At 71.2% G+C, this 17,518-nt stretch carries 17 protein-coding genes; 5 read left to right on the top strand and 12 right to left on the bottom strand.

All coding sequences use genetic code 11. The features are described from left to right. Nucleotides 1-12 precede the first annotated feature (12 nt). Genes AC2CHE_RS19985 through AC2CHE_RS19970 form a run of 4 tightly spaced genes read right to left on the bottom strand, consistent with a single transcriptional unit; the run spans nt 13 to nt 4,521 of the window. Nucleotides 13-636 carry a GTP-binding protein gene (locus AC2CHE_RS19985; protein ID WP_484506409.1) on the bottom strand — a complete coding sequence of 208 codons (624 nt, stop codon included), beginning with the start codon at nt 634-636 and terminating at the stop codon, nt 13-15. Beyond that, a complete protein-coding gene (locus tag AC2CHE_RS19980) occupies nt 617-979 on the bottom strand; it encodes a DUF742 domain-containing protein (protein WP_099849651.1) in 363 nt (120 codons plus the stop codon). The genes AC2CHE_RS19985 and AC2CHE_RS19980 overlap by 20 nt, the downstream gene beginning before the upstream one ends. Before the next feature lie 42 nt (nt 980-1,021). After that, nucleotides 1,022-1,429: a roadblock/LC7 domain-containing protein gene (locus tag AC2CHE_RS19975; RefSeq protein ID WP_099849649.1), complete on the bottom strand. Its 408-nt coding sequence runs from the start codon at nt 1,427-1,429 to the stop codon at nt 1,022-1,024. Next, a complete protein-coding gene (locus tag AC2CHE_RS19970; RefSeq protein WP_484506408.1) occupies nt 1,426-4,521 on the bottom strand; it encodes a sensor histidine kinase in 3,096 nt (1,031 codons plus the stop codon). The genes AC2CHE_RS19975 and AC2CHE_RS19970 overlap by 4 nt, the downstream gene beginning before the upstream one ends. A gap of 445 nt (nt 4,522-4,966) precedes the next feature. Between AC2CHE_RS19970 and AC2CHE_RS19965 the strand changes: the two genes are divergently transcribed. Then, the gene (locus tag AC2CHE_RS19965; RefSeq protein WP_484506407.1) at nt 4,967-6,148 is read left to right on the top strand and encodes an ABC transporter substrate-binding protein; all 1,182 of its coding nucleotides are present in this window, start codon (nt 4,967-4,969) and stop codon (nt 6,146-6,148) included. 16 nt (nt 6,149-6,164) lie between these two features. On the opposite strand, the gene AC2CHE_RS19960 is transcribed toward AC2CHE_RS19965, so the two are convergent. After that, nucleotides 6,165-7,025 (bottom strand): ABC transporter permease, encoded by an 861-nt coding sequence (locus AC2CHE_RS19960; protein WP_484506406.1) that lies wholly within the window; start codon nt 7,023-7,025, stop codon nt 6,165-6,167. 98 nt (nt 7,026-7,123) lie between these two features. After that, nucleotides 7,124-8,149, bottom strand: a complete 1,026-nt coding sequence (locus AC2CHE_RS19955) for an ABC transporter substrate-binding protein (protein WP_484506405.1) — start codon at nt 8,147-8,149, stop codon at nt 7,124-7,126. A 267-nt stretch (nt 8,150-8,416) separates the two neighbouring features. On the opposite strand from AC2CHE_RS19955, the gene AC2CHE_RS19950 reads away from it, so the two are divergent. The 4 genes from AC2CHE_RS19950 (at nt 8,417) to AC2CHE_RS19935 (ending at nt 12,376) form a co-directional block, all read left to right on the top strand. Continuing rightward, on the top strand, nt 8,417-9,202 hold the full coding sequence (locus AC2CHE_RS19950) for an ABC transporter ATP-binding protein (RefSeq protein WP_484506404.1): 786 nt from the start codon (nt 8,417-8,419) through the stop codon (nt 9,200-9,202). A 73-nt stretch (nt 9,203-9,275) separates the two neighbouring features. Next, entirely contained in the window at nt 9,276-10,226 is a 951-nt protein-coding gene (locus AC2CHE_RS19945) for an LLM class F420-dependent oxidoreductase (RefSeq protein ID WP_484506422.1), read from the top strand. Further along, the gene (locus AC2CHE_RS19940; protein ID WP_484506403.1) at nt 10,223-10,552 is read left to right on the top strand and encodes a cupin domain-containing protein; all 330 of its coding nucleotides are present in this window, start codon (nt 10,223-10,225) and stop codon (nt 10,550-10,552) included. Before AC2CHE_RS19945 ends, AC2CHE_RS19940 begins: the two co-directional genes overlap by 4 nt. Nucleotides 10,553-10,630: 78 nt before the next feature. After that, complete coding sequence (locus AC2CHE_RS19935) at nt 10,631-12,376, top strand: hypothetical protein (protein ID WP_484506402.1); 1,746 nt, start codon at nt 10,631-10,633, stop codon at nt 12,374-12,376. 174 nt (nt 12,377-12,550) lie between these two features. Here the strand turns inward: AC2CHE_RS19935 and thiC are convergent, their stop codons facing one another. From thiC to AC2CHE_RS19905, 6 genes are all read right to left on the bottom strand, one after another. Continuing rightward, the gene (thiC, locus tag AC2CHE_RS19930; RefSeq protein WP_484506401.1) at nt 12,551-14,143 is read right to left on the bottom strand and encodes a phosphomethylpyrimidine synthase ThiC; all 1,593 of its coding nucleotides are present in this window, start codon (nt 14,141-14,143) and stop codon (nt 12,551-12,553) included. 14 nt (nt 14,144-14,157) lie between these two features. Beyond that, nucleotides 14,158-14,946: a bifunctional hydroxymethylpyrimidine kinase/phosphomethylpyrimidine kinase gene (gene thiD / locus AC2CHE_RS19925; RefSeq protein WP_484506400.1), complete on the bottom strand. Its 789-nt coding sequence runs from the start codon at nt 14,944-14,946 to the stop codon at nt 14,158-14,160. Beyond that, on the bottom strand, nt 14,943-15,833 hold the full coding sequence (locus AC2CHE_RS19920; protein ID WP_484506421.1) for a thiamine phosphate synthase: 891 nt from the start codon (nt 15,831-15,833) through the stop codon (nt 14,943-14,945). Before AC2CHE_RS19920 ends, thiD begins: the two co-directional genes overlap by 4 nt. A gap of 65 nt (nt 15,834-15,898) precedes the next feature. Next, complete coding sequence (locus tag AC2CHE_RS19915; RefSeq protein WP_484506399.1) at nt 15,899-16,684, bottom strand: thiazole synthase; 786 nt, start codon at nt 16,682-16,684, stop codon at nt 15,899-15,901. Nucleotides 16,685-16,689: 5 nt separating this feature from the next. Continuing rightward, entirely contained in the window at nt 16,690-16,890 is a 201-nt protein-coding gene (gene thiS / locus AC2CHE_RS19910; RefSeq protein WP_093403646.1) for a sulfur carrier protein ThiS, read from the bottom strand. Next, nucleotides 16,881-17,518, bottom strand: a 638-nt coding sequence (locus AC2CHE_RS19905; RefSeq protein ID WP_484506398.1) for an FAD-dependent oxidoreductase, incomplete at its 5' end; no start/stop codon positions are given. The genes thiS and AC2CHE_RS19905, both read right to left, overlap by 10 nt.

Genomic DNA, 17,518 nt, shown 5'->3' with positions numbered 1-17,518 from the left:
GCGGGACGCCGCCTATCCGACCGGGGTCGGGAAACCGCGGTCGTGCTCGGCCTGAAGTCGGGCCATGGCGTGCTCGACGACGGTCACCAGGACCTTTTTGACCGACTCGCGCTGCCGCGCGTCGGTCATCACCAACGGCACGTCCGGTGAGATGGCCAGGGCCTCGCGGACCTCGTCCAGCTCGTACTGCGGCGCGCCGTCGAACCGGTTGAGCGCGACCACGTACGGCAGGTTACGGTTCTCGAAGTAGTCCAGCGGGGCGAACGCGTCGGTGATCCGGCGGGTGTCCACCAGCACCGCAGCGCCCACCGCGCCTCGGATGATCTCGTCCCACATGAACCAGAACCGGGTCTGCCCAGGCGTACCGAAGAGGTACAGGATCAGATCCTGTGCCATGGTGATCCGGCCGAAGTCCATGGCGACCGTGGTGGTCTCCTTGCCCGGCACCTTGGACGGATCGTCGATGCCGACGCCGGCCGAGGTCATCACCGCCTCGGTGGTCAGCGGTGTGATCTCGGAGATCGCACCGACCAGCGTGGTCTTGCCGACACCGAAGCCACCCGCGACGACGATCTTCGCGGAGATGATTCCCCGGCTCTGGCGGGCCCCGGCGGGGTCAAAGCTCGCGAAGTCCACTCAGCACCCTTCCCAGCATTTCCATCCGCTCCTCGTAACCTGTGGCGGGAGCGGCCGTCTGTAGCGTCAGCAGGCCCTCGGCCACCATGTCGGCGACCAGCACCCGGGCAACACCCAGCGGTAGCCGGGTGTACGCGGCGATCTCGGCCAGCGATTCGGGCCGGCCCTCGCAGACCATGGCGATGCGATGCTTGTCATGCCCGGCGAAACGTGATTCGGCGATCTGGGTGGGACTCGCCACCAACACCGCCTCCAGGGCGATGTCCTGCAACGGCTCGGTCCGGCCCCGGGTGACCGCGTACGGCCGAACCAGCGCACCCCGTGGGTCACGCTGCCGATCCATCCGCGATCACCTCCTCTGCCTTCCACCGGTCCGAAGCACCCGTTACGACCGCACCGCGTCCCGGGGCAGCGGTACCAGCGCCGCACCGACCCGTTCCACCAGCAGCGCCATCTCGTAGCCCACCTGGCCGACGTCGCAGCTACGCGCGGCGAGCACCGCCATCGACGATCCATCGCTGATGGACATCAGGAACAGGTAGCCGCTGTCCATTTCGATCACTGTCTGCAACACCCCGCCAGCGCTGAACATCCGCGCGGCGCCCTCGGTCAGGCTCACCACGCCGGAGGTGATCGCGGCGAGCTGATCCGCCCGGTCCGTCGGCAGGTCCCGGGAGGAGGCGAGCAACAGCCCGTCCGCGGACACCGCCACCACGTGGGCGATGCCCGCCACGCTGTCGGCGAAGTTGCTGAGCAGCCAACCCATGTCCTGTATGGCCGCTGGCCTGTTCATCGGCTCGTCTCCTTGGTCGAGTTGCTGATCTGACTGGCGCCGTCCGTCCGACCACGTTGGACGCCACGGTGATACGCCGACAGCAGACCGCGAACTTCGTCGGGGGTCCGGCGGCCGTGCTCACGCCCGCCGCGAGGCTCGATGCCACCGGGCACGAGCTGTGCCTGGGGCACCCGCTTGGGCAACCCCGACCGGGTCGTGCCGGCGGGGGTGGGCTCGGCCGCCCGGCTGGCCTGTGACCAGCCCTCGTCGGCCGCCGTGCGCCAGGCGTCGTCCTCCGAGGGGCCGGTTTCGGGCCGGTTGGACGGCGTTGGCGCGGATGGCGGTGGCGACGCGGGCGGGGTCGGCGGCGCGCTCGGCGCCGGACCAGCCGTGCTGACGGACGAGGAAGTGTACGACGGTGGCGGCGCGGGTGTGGCGGTGGCGGTCGTGCCCGGCGTGCGCGTTGGCAACGGACTGCGTGCCCTGGTCGGCTCGACAGGAGCCACCGGTGGACTGGCGGCCGCCTGCGGAGCCGGCTCGTCGAACTGCGGCCGGTTGAAGATCGTGGTGACGTCGTTGCCGTGCGACCGGAACCAGACCGCCTCCATCTCCCGGAAGATCGGCGCTTCGGAAGCCTGCTCGGGTGGCACGGTGATCGGACGCGTCGGGGGCGGTGCGGTGGCGGCCAGGCTGGCGCCCAGCCCACGGAATCCGGAGCCGTCGAAATCACCGCCACCGGGCTGCTGCCCGGCGGCCGGGGCGAAACTGGTCGGCGGGGTGGCCCCCACACCCGCGACCGGTCCCGCCGGCAGGCCGGACCCGGCGGACTGGCCCTGTTCGCCGCCACCCCGGTACGGCAGCGGATCGAGGGTGGGCTGCGCGACCGTCGGTGTGCCCGCGTTGAATCCGTTGAAGGCCGGCGGCGGCGTACGGGCCGGCGGTGGGTCGGCGGGCGCCGCCTCCGTCGCCGGCCAGGACGGGCCGGAGGAAGTGCCGTTGTGCCACCGGTCGACCAGGGTGGCGGTGTTGCCGCGGCCCGCGACGCCGGCCGAATCTCCCAGACCGACCGACGCCAGCGGAGTCTGCTCGACCGCGAGCGGCTGCCGGGGTCGGTTGATCGCCTGGTCGCGACCGCGCAGGCTGGGCAGCACCACGGTGGGGGCGGGCAGGGTGACCTGCGCGACAGTGCCGCCCTCGACGTTACGCCGCAGCTCGACCCGGATGCCGTAGCGGGAAGCCAGCCGACTGACCACCGCCAGACCCATCAGGCGGAACGCCGCCACGTCGACGGCGGACGGTTCGGCGAGCCGCCGGTTGAGTGAGTCCATCTGCTCGTCGGAGAGGCCGAGACCACGGTCCTCGATCTGAATGAGCACGTAGTCCCGGATCCGCCGCCCGTCGGCCACCACCGTCGTGTTGGGCGGCGAGAAACGGGTGGCGTTGTCGAGCAGCTCGGCCACCAGCCGCACCACGTCGTTGACCGCGTGGGCCGCCACGGACACGTCGGTGTCGACCGTGCCGAACTCGATCCGGTTGTAGAGCTCCACCTCGGACTGCGCCGCCCGCAGCACGTCGACCAGCAGGGCGTCGTCGCGGCGCGGCACGGCCGAGTCCGCCCCGGCCAGCACGAGCAGGTTCTCGTCGTTGCGGCGCATCCGGGTGGCGAGGTGATCGAGCTCGAAGAGCTGTGCGAGCCGCTTCGGGTCCTCCTCGCCGCGCTCGATCGCGTCCAGCTCGCCGATCATGCGGTCGACCAGGTTCTGACTGCGTCGGGCCAGGTTCAGGAACATCGCGGAGACGCTGGTCCGCAGGGCCGCCTGTTCGGCCGCGACCCGGACCGCCTCCCGGTGGACGACGTTGAAGGCCGAGGCGACCTGCCCCACCTCGTCGCGGTTGCTGAGCTGGATCGGGTCGCGTACCTCGCGGACGATCTCGTCGACGCTGCCGTCGCTGACGTTGCCCATCCCCTGTAGCCGACGCACCGCCTCCGGCAGGTCGTGGTTCGCCACGGAGAGCGCGCCCTCCCGCAGCCGGCGCAGGGAGTGGTTCAGCGAGCGGGCCAGCACCACGGCCAGGGTCACCGCGATGATCAGGGTGAGCAGCACCAACGTGGTCTCGACGACGGCCTGCCGGATGACGTCGGTGCGGGCCTGCTCCGCCTGGCCGAGCAGGCGGTTCTGCAGCTCGATCTCGGCCCACCGCATCAGCTCGTTGACCGCGCCGATCGCCGCCGTGGCTTCCTGAGCGGTGAACGGCGCACGCTGGTTGACCGACCGGCTGATGTCGGTTGCGATCCGGTCGGCCAGCACCACCGCGTCACCGGACACGGTGCTCTCGACCAGGGCACGCTGCACCGGGTCGGCCGCGAGCGAGAAGGCCACCAGCGCCTCCTGCTGCCCGGTGAGGGTGGCCACGAAGGCGGAGAACTGCTCGTTGTCCAGTCGGCCGCCACTGAGTGCCGTGAAGGTGACCGCCTCCTCCTCGGCGACGGCCGCCTTCGCCCGAGCGAAGGCGGCGACCGCCCGGCGGCTGTCACCGAGTTCCTCGTCGCCGGGCAACTGGGCCAGCCCGTCGCCGTAGGCAACCAGGTCGTTGAGGACCACCCCGTAGCGCAACGCCGCCTCGGCTACCTCCATCTGCTCGCGGGCGAGCACCTCCTGCCGGGTGCCGTCGAGGGTGTCCAGGTGCGCGTCGATGGCCGCGAGCCGGTCGCGGATCGCAGCGGGCGCATCGCCGACCCGGGCTCGCTCCGCGCGGTACTCGTCGATCCGCTGCTGGGTCTCACGGACCCGCAGGTTGTACGCGTCGGCCCGCTGTTGCGGTGCGGCGAGGTAGGCCGCCGCCGCCATCCGTTCGGCGTGCAGGTCGTTGGTCAGCGCGGAGACGTCGATGGACAGCGCCGTGAGTGCGCGGGACTGACTCGCGTCGTAGGCACCCTCACCGACGGAGACCAGGCGGACCGTGGCCAGCGCGATGACCGCCGCCACGGGAACGACCAGGATCAGCGCCAGCTTGGACCGGATCCGGGCGTCGCGCAGCCGGGGCAGCCAACCGCCGCCTTTCTGCGCGGCGTCACCACGGGCGGGCAGGGTCGTCGGTCCGGTGCTCACGACATCGCCTCCGTCGATTTCTTCCCGCCAGAGCCGCCGACCCGTACCCGGAGCGACGGCCGGCGCCACGCGCGGCACGGCCGCGATTTCATCAGACGAGGTCGTGTTTGGGAAGCCGCAGGAGGGCAGGAAACGGTCGGACGGCACGCTACCCGTGATCCGGTCAACTAATACCTACATTTCCACAGCGCCCCTGAACAGGGCATGTAACTCCAGAGTGGCCGTACGACCCGCCACCGTTAGCATTTGAAAACATTTGGTTACACCAGCATGTGGGATCGGTGTCCCGAAACGCCCTCGCCGGCCCGCTTGACCACAGCGCCCGGCATTGGCAAGGTTCTGCAGGCTTCGCGCACACGGTACGGCAGAGCCGTCTCATTATCCACAGAGGACGGATGAGCCGCCGGTGACCAGGCCCCGCCCGTGCCGCTTCAGGAGGACCGAGTTGACCCCCTTCCGCTCCGCGACCGCCACGGCGCTCGTGTCGACCCTGCTCGCCACCACCCTCGTCGGCTGTCAGTTCGGCGGAGAGGCACAGGACACGAGCCCGATTGTGATCGCCGCCGACCTGGAACTGTCCGGTGCTGCGGCCGGGGTCGGCAAGGCGTACCGGCAGGCCCTGGAACTGAAGCGCGATCAGTTGAACGCCTCGGGAGCACTCAACGGCCGTACGGTCGAACTGTTGTTGAAGGACAACCGCTCCGACGCCAGCGAGTCACTGCGGAACATCGTCGACTTCAGCAACGACAAGCGGGTCACTGCCATCGTCATGGGCGGCTGCAACGAATGCGCGGTCGGTGCGGTGCGCACGGTCGACGAGAACCGGATCCCGACCGTCGCGCTCGCGGCGGCCGGCGCCGTGGTGAACCCGGTCGCGGAGCGCCGCTACATGTTCAAACTGGCCCCCAACGCCGATGACAACGCGGCGGCGCTCACCGTCGAACTTCGCCGCCGCAACATCGACACGGTCGGCCTCCTGCGCAGCGACGGCGCCTACGGCCGGGAGGGCGCCACCGCCCTGCGTCGCGAGTTCGGCAAGGTCGGCATTCAGGTGCTGGCCGAGGCGTCCGCCCGCGGCACCGACACGGAGTTGGACGGGCAGGCCGGCAGGTTGGCCGCGGCCTACCCTGACGCCGTGGTCATCTGGACCCCGCCCGAGCAGGCGATGCTCGCCTCCAGCGCGGTCAAGCGGGCCGACTACACCGGCGCCCTGTTCTTCGACGCCTCCGCTGCGGGCGACCTGTTCCTCGGCTCGGCCGCCAGGTCGGCGGAACGGGCCACCCTGGTCTTCACCCAGACGATGGTGATCGACGACGTCATCGCGACCACCCCGGCGAAGGCCGCGCGCCGTCAGTGGTTCCAGGACTACACCGCTCGGTACGGCGGCTACCACGGCTCCGCCTCGTTCGCCGCGGACGCGATCCAGCTGATCGCCGACGCGGAGTTGCGGGCCGGCGGACCGATCGGCGAGGTCGACCGGGACCGCCTCCGCGACGTGCTGGAGACCTCGCAGATGGACGGTCTGTCCGGTCCGATCCGGATGACGCCGGACAACCACTCCGGGCTGATGCCACAGGCGCTGACGACTCTGATCGCCCGCAACGGCCGCTGGCGCCTGGCGAGCTGAGGGAAGCCGGTGCCGGTCAGCGGCTGGAGGTGGTTTCCCGCAGCCAGGGCAGGCTGCGCCGCTCGACGAGGACCAGCGCGGCGTAGAGCAGGATGCTGACCAGGGCGACGAGGATGATCGCGGCCCACGCGGTGGCGGTGTCGCCGATGCCGGCGTACTGCTGGATCACGTAGCCGAGGCCCCCCTCACCGGCCTGGAACTCACCGATCACCGCACCGATCGCGGCCAGCGGCATGGCGACCTTCAGCCCCACGAAGATCTGTGGGAGCGCGGCCGGAAAGCGGACCTTACGGAACGTCTGCCAACGGGAGGCGTTCCAGGATCGGGCCAGTTCGGCCAGTTCGGCCGGCGTGGTGGTCAGACCGGTGGCGGTGGACAGCACGATCGGGAAGAAGCAGAGCAGGAAGACCATCGTGAGGATCGGCTTCTGACCCCAACCGAGCGCCACCACGAGCAGCGGGCCCAGGGTGATCTTCGGAACGGCGTTGACCGCGACCAGCAGCGGGGTGAACATCCGCTCGACCGTCCGGGAGGCCGCCAGCGACAGACCGATCAGCACCCCGGCCAGCGCGGAGAGGGCGAAACCGAGCAGGATCTCACCGGTGGTGGCGACGGCGTGCTCCAGCAGCCGCGCCGGCCGGTCGGAGAACGCCGTGAGCACGTCACCGGGGGGCGGCAGGGCGGCCGGATGGATCAGCTCCAGCCGGGCCACCAGCCACCAGCCACCGAGCGCGACCAGCAGCCCGGCGGCCGGTAGCAGGGTGGCCGTCGTACCCGAGCGCAGGCCGTCCGCTCGCCACCGTCGGCCCTGCGGTGCGGCCGGGGACTGCTCGGGGGCGAGCGTCGCCTCCGGCTGCCGTGGACGGACGTCGGTCATCGGTTCCTCCTGCGGATCGGCGCGTTCTCAGGGAGCGGGAAGCAGAGCACGCCGCACCGGCGATGCGGTGCGGCGTACTCCGTGCGGTACCGAGCGGCTCAGGACTTCGGCGCCAAGTTGAAGTCGATGATCTGGTCGGGGGTGAGGTCCGACTTCAGCGCGCCGGCGCCGCGCAGGATCGCGATGCTCTTGGCGACCCGGCCGCTGTCCAGCGTGCCCAGCGCGGTGCCGGAGTTGCTGGAGCGGACGTAGCCGGCCATCAGCTGCAGCTCGGCGGCGGCAGCGGCGGGCACGACCGCCTCGGCGTTCTTGGCCAGGATATCGGCCGCTTCCTGCGGGTTGGCCAGGGCGTACTCCAGGCCCTTGAGCAGCGCCTCGGTGAACCGCTTGACCTGCTCCGGCTTCTCGCTGGCGTACTGCTTGGAGGTGATCAGCACGTTGCCGTAGAGGTCCTGCATCACGTTGCTGTACGGCAGCATGACGGCCTTCTTCTTGGTGACCGCCTCGATGGTCGGCTGGCCGACCACGAACTGTCCGATGCCGTCGACGGAACCGGAGGCCAGCGTGCCCATCAGGGTCTGCGCCTCGCCGTTCACCCACTTCACCTTGGTGTAGTCGATGCCGGCCATCCGCGCGTACGTCGGGAAGAGGTTGCGAACCACCGAGCCGGGGGTGTCCGCGAGAGTCTTGCCCTCCAGGTCCTTCGGGGTGGTGATGTCCTTGTCTTCGACGGTGGCGATGGCCGCCATGGTGCGCTGCTGGATGGCGGCCACCGCGACGAAGTCCTTGGCGTCGCCGTTGCCGAGCTGGAGCAGCCCACCGGTCAGGTCGATCGGGCCGAAGTGCGCCTGACCACCGACAACCGTCTGGATCACCGCGCCGGTGCCCTGCCCCGGCTTGATCTCGACGTCGAAGCCGGCGTCCTTGAAGTAGCCCTTCTCCTTGGCCACCCAGGCGTAGGAGTCGCGCCCGAAGTTGCCGAACGAGGTGAGGTAGGTCACCTGCTCCAGGGACGATCCGACGTCGTTGCCGTCAGTGTCGTCCGAGCCGCTGCTGCACGCGGAGACCAGGGCGAGCGCGGAGGCCATCGTGGCCGCGGCGACCGTACGGGTCAGCCTTCTCATCAGTGCACCTTGTCCTTTCCGACCGGGGCGTCGGGCCGCCGGAAGGGGGTTGTCGGGGCGGCACCGGCAGCCGGATGGAAGCCGACACCGCGTATCGAGGGGGACTCTCGCGGGCACAGCGTACGAGAACCCCACCTTTGTGACGCCAGGCGTATCGGGTTGCGGAACGGATACAAAGTGTTGTCCACCCCGGACGGTGCGATACGGGACCCAGGCCGATAGCCTTTGCCAGTTCCTGACTTTCCACTCAGGGGAGGCCCGTCGGCGATGATCCGACTCTCCGAGGTGTCGCGCACCTTCGACGGCCGCGCCGGTCGGGTCGAGGCGTTGCGGGGCATCGACCTTGACGTTGCCGAGGGTGAGTTCGTCGCGGTGCTCGGCCGCTCCGGGTGCGGCAAGTCCACCCTGCTGCGGCTGGTCTCCGGTCTGATCCCGGTCACCTCCGGCGCGGTCACCGTCGCCGGCAAGCCGGTCACCGGACCGCGCCGGGACATCGCCATGTTGTTCCAGCGGCCTGCCCTGCTCCCCTGGCGGACCGTGCTGGACAACGTTTTGCTGCCGGTGGAGGTCTTCGGCTGGAAGCGGGCCGCACACCGTGACCGGGCCCGGGACCTGCTCGACGTGGCCGGGTTGTCCGGCTTCGAGAAGCGGCTGCCGCACGAGCTGTCCGGCGGCATGCAGCAGCGGGTCTCGCTGTGCCGGTCATTGATCGGCGACCCCCGGGTCATGCTGATGGACGAACCCTTCTCCGCGCTTGACGCGCTCACCCGCGAGGAACTCGCCGGCGAACTCCAGCGGGTGCACATGCGCAGCGGCGCGACGGTGGTCTTCGTCACCCACTCCATCGACGAGGCGGTGCTGCTCGCCGACCGGGTGGTGGTGCTCAGCCCGCGCCCCGGCCGCGTCCGCAAGGTCGTCGAGGTGACCATTCCCCGCCCTCGCACCCTGGGCCGCAACGCGCACCTGGCCGAGGTCGCCGAGGTCAGTGCCGACTTGCACGAGCTACTGATGGAGCGCGACCAGCCGGCGGGAGCCGGTACGGAGGGACGATGAGCGAGCGAATCATTCGGCGCAGTGCGGTGGTGCCTCGTCGCGGCGCCGAGCGAAGCGAGGGGGCGCGATGAGCATGCGGGTGGCCGTCTTCACGGAGCCGCACCGAGGTGCCAGCTACGACGACCAACTCCGCTTCGCCCGGCTCGCCGAGCAGGGCGGCTTCGACGCCTTCCTGCGGGCCGACCACTACCAGTCCATGGGCGACGAACCGGCCCTACCCGGCCCGACCGACGCCTGGCTGACCCTGGCGGCGCTCGCCCGGGAGACCAGCCGGATCCGGCTGGGCACGCTGGTCACCTCGGCGACGTTCCGGCTACCCGGCCCGCTGGCGGTGATGGTCGCCCAGGTCGACCAGATGAGTGGTGGGCGGGTCGAGTTGGGCATCGGCGCCGGCTGGTACGCGCGGGAGCACGTCTCGTACGGCATCCCGTTTCCCAGCACCAGCGAACGCTTCGACCGCCTCGCCGAGCAGCTCGAAGTGATCACCGGCCTCTGGCGCACCCCGTCCGGCGGGACTTTCAGCTATGTCGGCGAGCACTACCGGCTCACCGAATCACCGGCCCTGCCCAAACCGGTGCAGACCCCCGGCCCTCCGGTGATCGTCGGAGGCCGGGGCCCCAAGCGCACCCCGGAGCTCGCCGCCCGGTACGCCGACGAGTTCAACATCCCCTTCACCAGCGTCGAACAGGCCCGCGAGGCGTACGAGAGGGTCCAGGAGGCCAGTCAGCGGATCGACCGCCCCGGCACCGGGCGTCGGCCGTTGACGCTCTCCGCCGGCATCGTGGTGGCGATCGGGCGCACCGACAGCGAGGCTCGCCGGCGAGCGGCCCCGCTGCACGTCAAGAGCGCTCTACCGCCCGAGGACCCGGTGGTCGGCTCACCGCAGCAACTGGTCGATCGGATCGGCGAGTTCGCGGCGATCGGCACCACCCGGGTACATCTGCGCCTGATCGATCTCACCGACCTGGACCACCTGGAACTGATCGCTGCCGAGGTACTCCCCCGACTGGACGGATCCCGATGACCGAGACACCACCCGACGTTGCCACGCCGGACGCCGAGCCGGTGCTCGGTCCGGTCGGGCAGGAGATCGTCTTCGAGAACGACCGGGTCCGGGTCTGGCACATCCGGCTGGAGGCCGGTGAGCGTCAGCCGTTGCACCGCCATGAACACCCCTATCTCGTGGTGGCCGTCCAAGGCGCCAAGAACGTCGTGCAGACGATCGACGGTGCGCAGATCGACGCCGACGAGCCGACCGGCGGGGTGGTCTATCGCGATCCAGGCGCCGTGCATATGCTCACCAACGTCGGCGACACGACATACCTGGCCCGGCTGGTCGAGTTCAAGTAGACCCGCCGCGAGCAGGTCGTACGTCCGTCCACGGCGTGCCGGTGGCGATCGGTGGCGACGGACCGTAACGTGCCGGTCATGGCCCATCGGACATCGAGCCGACTACTGTTCACCGCGTTCGGCGTCAGCCTGCTGGCCGGCGCCGGTCAGCTCGGTCTCGCCTTCGGCTTCGGCATCGTCCGACTCACCGGAAGCTTCACCGGCGCGAGCATCAACCAGTGGCCGGCCCAGCTCGTCTGGGCCGGCTGGTTCGCCACCAACGCCGCCGTGATCGGTGCCGTGCTCACCGAGCGCCTGACCCGCCACGGCGGGCAGCTCAGCGGCACCCCACGGCAACTGGCCGTGGCGGGCAGCGCCGCGCTGGGCGCCGCGGTCGTGGCGCCGCTGTGCATGCAGCCGGCCCGTAACGCCGAGCTCATCTCGGTCGATCCGGTCTGGGCCGTGGCCATCTGTGCCGGACTCGGCGCGGTGGTCGGTGCCGGCGCCGCGCTGGCCGTGCTGGTCCGGCCACCCTTCGCCTGGAACATGGCAGCGGTGGCCGCAGCGGTCTGGCTACTGGCGTTACTGTCCGTGCTGCCGTCGCTGGGAGCGAGCGGCCCGCTGACCCCGGTGCGCCTCGGCGTACTGGAGCCGGCCTGGCTCGCCGCCGGCACCGCACAGCAACTGGCGCTGCTGATCCTGCCGATGGTCACCCTGCTGGCCGGCGTGGCGACCGCGGCGGCGGCCCGGTGGCGAGGGCATCCTCCACTGGTCAGTGGGCCCAGCGGGGTCGCCGGACCGGTGCTGGTGGCGTTCGCCTATCTGGCCGCCGGCCCGGGTGACACGGGCGACCAGTACCAGTTGACCCCCTACTACGGGGCGCTGATCGCGGTGTTGGTCGGCGCGCTCGGTTCGGCTGCGGCAGCCCTGCTGCCCTGGCCGCTCACCGGCCGGCTCACCCACCGGCCGGCCACGCCCACCAGCGGGACCGCCATCGAGCCGACCGCCATCCTCCGACCGTTGCCGGCGCCCCCAACGCTCCCCACGTCGGCCGGGGACTCGACCGGCGAGGCACCCACCTCAGCGCACCCGGTCGCCGTTCTCGACAGCGGCACCGAGACCGACCACCTGACCGGCGGTGACCGTCCCGACGACGGTTCTCGGGCCGCTGCCTCCGACGGCTCGCCGCCGCACTGGCACTGGCCGGTCGCGCAGACCGATCCGACCGCCGGCGACGGCGAACGGAGCGAGCGGGAGCCGGATCGCGAAGCGCAGGAGACGGCCGGGCAGTCAGAGACGGCCACCGACCCGGCACCGGTGGGCGACGGCAGCGACCTGCCCCGGCCGGCACCGGCCACGATGGAAGCCGATGCCCCGGCCGATGATGCCGGAGCACACCCGGCGGCGGAGGTCTCCCCCGAGGCGGCACCGCAGCCTCGGCAACGACTCGCGCTGCCCGACCTCGGTCGCACGCCGGCCGAGCCCGCTACACCCGGATCACCCGGCATCACCGCGGCTCTGCCGGAGACCCCGGAGGTCTCCATCGAGCCGGCCGCCACCGCCCGTGACCTCACGGCCGCCTTCACGAAGCCGCCCACGGCCCGGGCCGAGGACGTCCAGCCCGACGGCGAAGCGGAGAAGAGCCGACGTGGGCTGTTCCGACGCGGCAGGTCCCGGTCCACCGAGGATGCCGCGGCTGAGCAGGACGAACCGCTGCCCGCTCAGGACGAGGAGTACGTCGACTGGGTCGCCGGGCTCAGCCGGCCGCTGGACGACGACGAGCCCACGCCGCCGAAGCAACCACGCCGCGCCCTGCGTTCGACGGGGCGGCACCACCGACGCTGAGGCACCCCGCCCGCGCACCCGGATCCGCCGGTTCCAGCGTCCACCGGGCGCGGCGTGTTGACCCTCAGTAACTGCCGGCGAGCGGCAAGGGTGAAGCGCTCCATGTCTGGGTGACATGATCATGTCACCCAGACATGGAGCGCTGAAGTCTTACCCGTTCTCCGCCCCGACCGGTCAGGCCAGTGGCAGGTAGACCCGTCCGCCGGAGGCGACAAACTCGTCGGACTTGTCCTGCATGCCGCGGGCGGCGTACTCCTTCAGATCCTGTGAGATCTTCATGGAGCAGAACTTCGGCCCGCACATCGAGCAGAAGTGTGCGGTCTTCGCGGGCTCGGCGGGCAGCGTCGCGTCGTGGTACGACCGCGCGGTCTCCGGGTCCAGCGAGAGGTTGAACTGGTCCTCCCAACGGAACTCGAACCGCGCCTTCGACAACGCGTCGTCCCAGGCCTGCGCCCCCGGATGTCCCTTCGCCAGATCCGCCGCGTGCGCCGCGATCTTGTACGCGATCACACCGGCCTTCACGTCGTCCCGGTCGGGCAACCCGAGGTGCTCCTTGGGTGTGACGTAACAGAGCATCGCGGTGCCGAACATGCCGATCATCGCCGCCCCGATGGCCGAGGTGATGTGGTCGTACGCGGGCGCGATGTCGGTGGTCAGGGGACCGAGCGTGTAGAAGGGCGCCTCGTGGCACCACTCCTGCTGAAGTTCGACATTCTCCTTGATCTTGTGCATCGGCACGTGCCCCGGACCCTCGATCATCACCTGGACGTCGTACTCCCAGGCGACAGTCGTCAGCTCGCCGAGCGTCCGCAGCTCAGCGAACTGTGCCTCGTCGTTGGCGTCTGCGATCGAGCCGGGCCGCAGGCCGTCACCGAGGGAGAACGTCACGTCGTAGCGGGCCAGGATCTCGCACAGCTCCCGGAAGTTGGTGTAGAGGAAGTTCTCCTCGTGGTGCGCCAGGCACCAGGCCGCCATGATCGAACCGCCCCGCGAGACGATGCCGGTCACCCGGTCCACCGCCAGCGGCACGTACGGCAGCAACACCCCGGCGTGCACCGTCATGTAGTCCACGCCCTGTTCGGCCTGCTCGATCACGGTGTCCCGGAACACCTCCCAGCTCAGCTTCACCGGATCACCGCCGACCTTCTCCAGCGCCTGGTAGATCGGCACCGTGCCGATCGGCACCGGGGAGTTGCGCACGATCGCCTCGCGCGTCTCGTGGATCCGCTTGCCGGTGGACAGGTCCATCACCGTGTCCGCACCCCACCGGGTGGCCCAGGTGAGCTTCTCCACCTCCTCGGCCACCGACGAGGTCACCGCCGAGGTGCCGATGTTCGCGTTGACCTTTACCAGGAACGCCTTGCCGATGATCGCCGGCTCGCACTCCGGATGGTTGATGTTGAGCGGCAACACGGCCCGACCCGCCGCGATCTCGTCCCGGACGAACTCCGGCGCCAACCCCTCGCGGATCGCCACGAACTCCATCTCCGGCGTGACGACACCGGCACGGGCGTACGCGAGCTGCGTCGGCCGCTTGCCGTCCGAGCCGGCCAGTGGGGTTCCGGCACCGCGTACCGGCGCCACGTCGGCCCGTTCGGCGATCCACGGTCCCCGCAACGGCGACAGCCCGACCTCCGGATCCGAGCCTGGTCCGGAGGTGTCGTAGAGCCGTACCGGTGGGTTGTCCCCGCTCAGCTCCACCTCCGCGAACGGCACCCGGACGTCCGGTCGTGATCCCTCGACGTACACCTTGCGACGTACCTGCATGACAGCCTCCCTGATCAGGCGGACCAGCCGAAGTGGTCCATCGGTCCCCGGCCCGCGCCCAGCTCCCAGTCCCGAGCGCCGGTCAGCGCCCGGGTCACGTACTCCTTGGCCGTCCGGACCGCCACCGGCACCGGATCGCCCAACGCCAGCCGCACCGTCACGGCCGCCGAGAACGAGCAACCGGTGCCGTGGGTGTGCCGGGTCGGCACCCTCGGGGCGCGCAGCACCGTCGTCCCATCCGGGCCGTGCAGCACGTCCACCGCCTCCGCACCGGCGGCCACGTCGCCGCCGGTGACGATCACCCACTCCGGTCCGCCGGCCGCCAGGGCCCGCGCCGCCGTGGTCATCTCCGCCACGTCGGTCACCGCCGCCCCGGTCAGCGCGGCGGCCTCCGCGCTGTTCGGTGTGGCCACCCGGGCGTACGGCAGCAACCGCTCCACCGCCTCCGCCACGCCGAGCCGGTGCCCGCTGGTGGCCACCAGCACCGGGTCGACGACCAACTGCGGTAGCCGGCCGGCCGCCGCCGCGGCCGCGATCACGGCCGCCACGGCCGAGGTGCCCAGCATCCCGGTCTTGACCGCCCGCACCGCGAAGTCCGACAGCACGCTGTCGAGCTGATCGGTGACCAGTTGCGGGGGCAGCGGCAGCACCGCGTCCACACCCCGGGTGTTCTGCGCGGTGACCGCCGTCAGCACGCTCGTGCCGTACGCGCCGAGCGCGGCGAAGACCTTCAGGTCGGCCTGGATGCCGGCGCCACCACCGGAATCGGAACCGGCGACGGTCAGCACGGTGGTTGGGGTCACGGCAGTTCCTCTTGGTCTGGGGTTGTCTTGTGGTTGCGGTCGGCCGCGGCCCCGTCGTGGTCATCCCCCGCCGAAATGTGCCGGGTTGAGGGGCTCAGGGTCGTCCGGGCGTGGCGAGCTGGGGGCTCCGGCTCCTTCGTGGACGGGTCCACCGGGACGTGCCGGCTTGAGGGGGCCGGAGGGGGTGTGGCGTGGAAGGCGGCGGTCAGGGTGGCGGCTGTCTGCTGGGGATCGTGGGCGCGCATGATGGTGCCGAGGACGGCCACGCCGCAGGCGCCGGCCTGGACGCAGGCGTGTACCTGGGCGGGGGTCTCGATGCCGCCGAGGGCCAGGGAGGGCACCGGGCTCCGCTGGATCAGCTCGGCCAGCCCTGCGGGAAGCAGGGGCGGACCGTAGCCGGGCTTGGTCCGGGTGGGAAAGACCGGCGAGAGGGTTACGTAGTCCTCCGTGGTGAGTCGACGCAGTTCCGCCGTGTCGTGACAGGAGCGGCCGATCAGGTCGGCGGCGGGCGGTGGATACGGGCCGGCCGCCGACAGGTGCAGCGCGACCGCCGACCGGCTGGCTCCGTTGGCGCCGGGCCGGATGTCGGGACAGGCATCGGCGATGTCGGCACCGGGCGTGTCGGCGGTGACGCCGAGCGCATCGCGGTCGGGATCGCCGTGCTCGGTAAGCGGGTCGGGGCCGGAGATGATCAGGGTTCCGCCCGCCTCGGTCAGGATCGACCGCAGCTCGTCGGCGAGGGCCAGGCGCTCGACGCGCGGCAGCTCCTTCTCCCGTAGCACCACCCACCGCACCCCCCCGGCCACGGCCGCCGCCACCACCCGAACCAGGCCACCGCGCGCCACCCGCCGATCCGTCAGCAGCACGACTCCCGAGGGAATTCGGATCTTGGTACGAGCCGGACCCCGGAGGGGCGCTCCCGGGCCAAGATCCACGAGATCAGTCCGCGCGGTCATAGGTCAGGGCGGCCTTCGTCGGGAGTGGATGGCAGGGCGTGGAAGCGACGGGGGATGCGACCGGCGGCGTGGGCGAGCCGGCCGGCCTCGATCGCGTACCGCATCGCGGTGGCCATCGCCACCGGGTCCGCTGCCCGGGTCACCGCGCTGGCCAGCAACACCGCGTCACAGCCCAACTCCATGGCCAGCGCCGCGTCGGAGGCGGTGCCGATCCCCGCGTCCAGGATCACCGGCACGGCCACGTCCTGCCGGATGAGCCGGATGTGGTGCGGATTGTTGATCCCCAGGCCGGAGCCGATCGGCGCGCCGGCCGGCATCACCGCCGCGCAACCGACGTCAGCCAGCCGCCGCGCCAGCACCGGGTCGTCGGAGGTGTACGGCAGCACGGTGAACCCGTCGTCGACAAGTTCCTCGGCGGCGCGCAGCAGCTCCACCCCGTCGGGCAGCAGCGTCCGCTCGTCGCCGATCACCTCCAGCTTGACCCAGTCGGTCTCGAACGCGTCCCGGGCCAGCCGGGCCACCTTCACCGCCTCGCCCGCCGTGTAGCAGCCGGCCGTGTTGGGCAACAGCCGCACACCGCATCGGTCGAGCAGATCCAACAGGCCACCCGAGCCGCCGGGCACCGTTTCCACCCGGCGCAGCGCCAGGGTGACCAACTCGGTGCCGGAGGCCCGGATCGCCTGCTCCAGCACGTGCAGGTTGGCCGCCCCGCCGGTACCGAGGATCAGCCGCGAGGTGAACCGCACGCCGCCCAACTCGAAGGCGCTCGACTCGTCGTCCATCCGGCTCACCCGCCCTGGGCGGCGCTGAGCACCTCGACCCGGTCACCGCCGCGCAGCACCGTCGCCGGCCAGCCGGTACGCGGCACCACCTCACCGTTCACCGCCACCGCCACGCCGCGCTGCTGGCCGGTGATGTCGCGGACCAGGTCGGCCACCGTCAGTCCGTCCGGCAGGCTGCGCCCGGCACCGTTCACGGTCAGTTCCACGAGTCGTCCTCCGTCGAGTGCGGAAAAGTGCGAGCGGCCGTTGCGCCCACGACGCCGGGTGAGTCGGCGAACCGGTCCGGCCGGAAGGGCGCCAGCAGTGCGTCGGAGTTGCCGTTCCCGGTGATCAAGTCGGCGATCACGTCTGCGGTGACCGGGGTCAGCACGATCCCGTGCCGGTGGTGACCGGTGGCGACCAGGACGCCCGGCTGCCCCGGCAACGGGCCCAGGATCGGCGCGTTGTCCGGCGTGCCCGGACGCAGCCCCGCCAGCGTCTCGACCAGCTCGTACTCGGCGATCTCCGGCAGCAGGTCGACGGCGGCCCGCAGCAGCCGCAGCACCGCTCCGGCGGAGACACCGAGGTCGGAGCGCTCTTCGACGGTCGCACCGACGACCACCTCACCGCTGTCGCGCGGCACGAGGTAGACGTGCTCGCCGTCGGCGTACCCCCGGATCACGTGCCGGAAGCCTGGCGGCCCGCCATCGGGCGCGCGCAGCCGCAGCACCTGTCCCTTCACCGGACGGACCGGCAGGCCGGTCAGGGCCGCGCTGCCGCAGCCGGCGGCGACCACCGTCGCGCCGGCCGCGACGTCGGAGAGCCGGCGCACCGGCTCGGCGACCAGCACCGCGC

It is taken from the genome of Micromonospora sp. ATLC16 (assembly GCF_057196645.1).
Note: the sequence above shows the minus strand (reverse complement) of the source record. Positions and strands in the feature narration are given on the sequence as shown.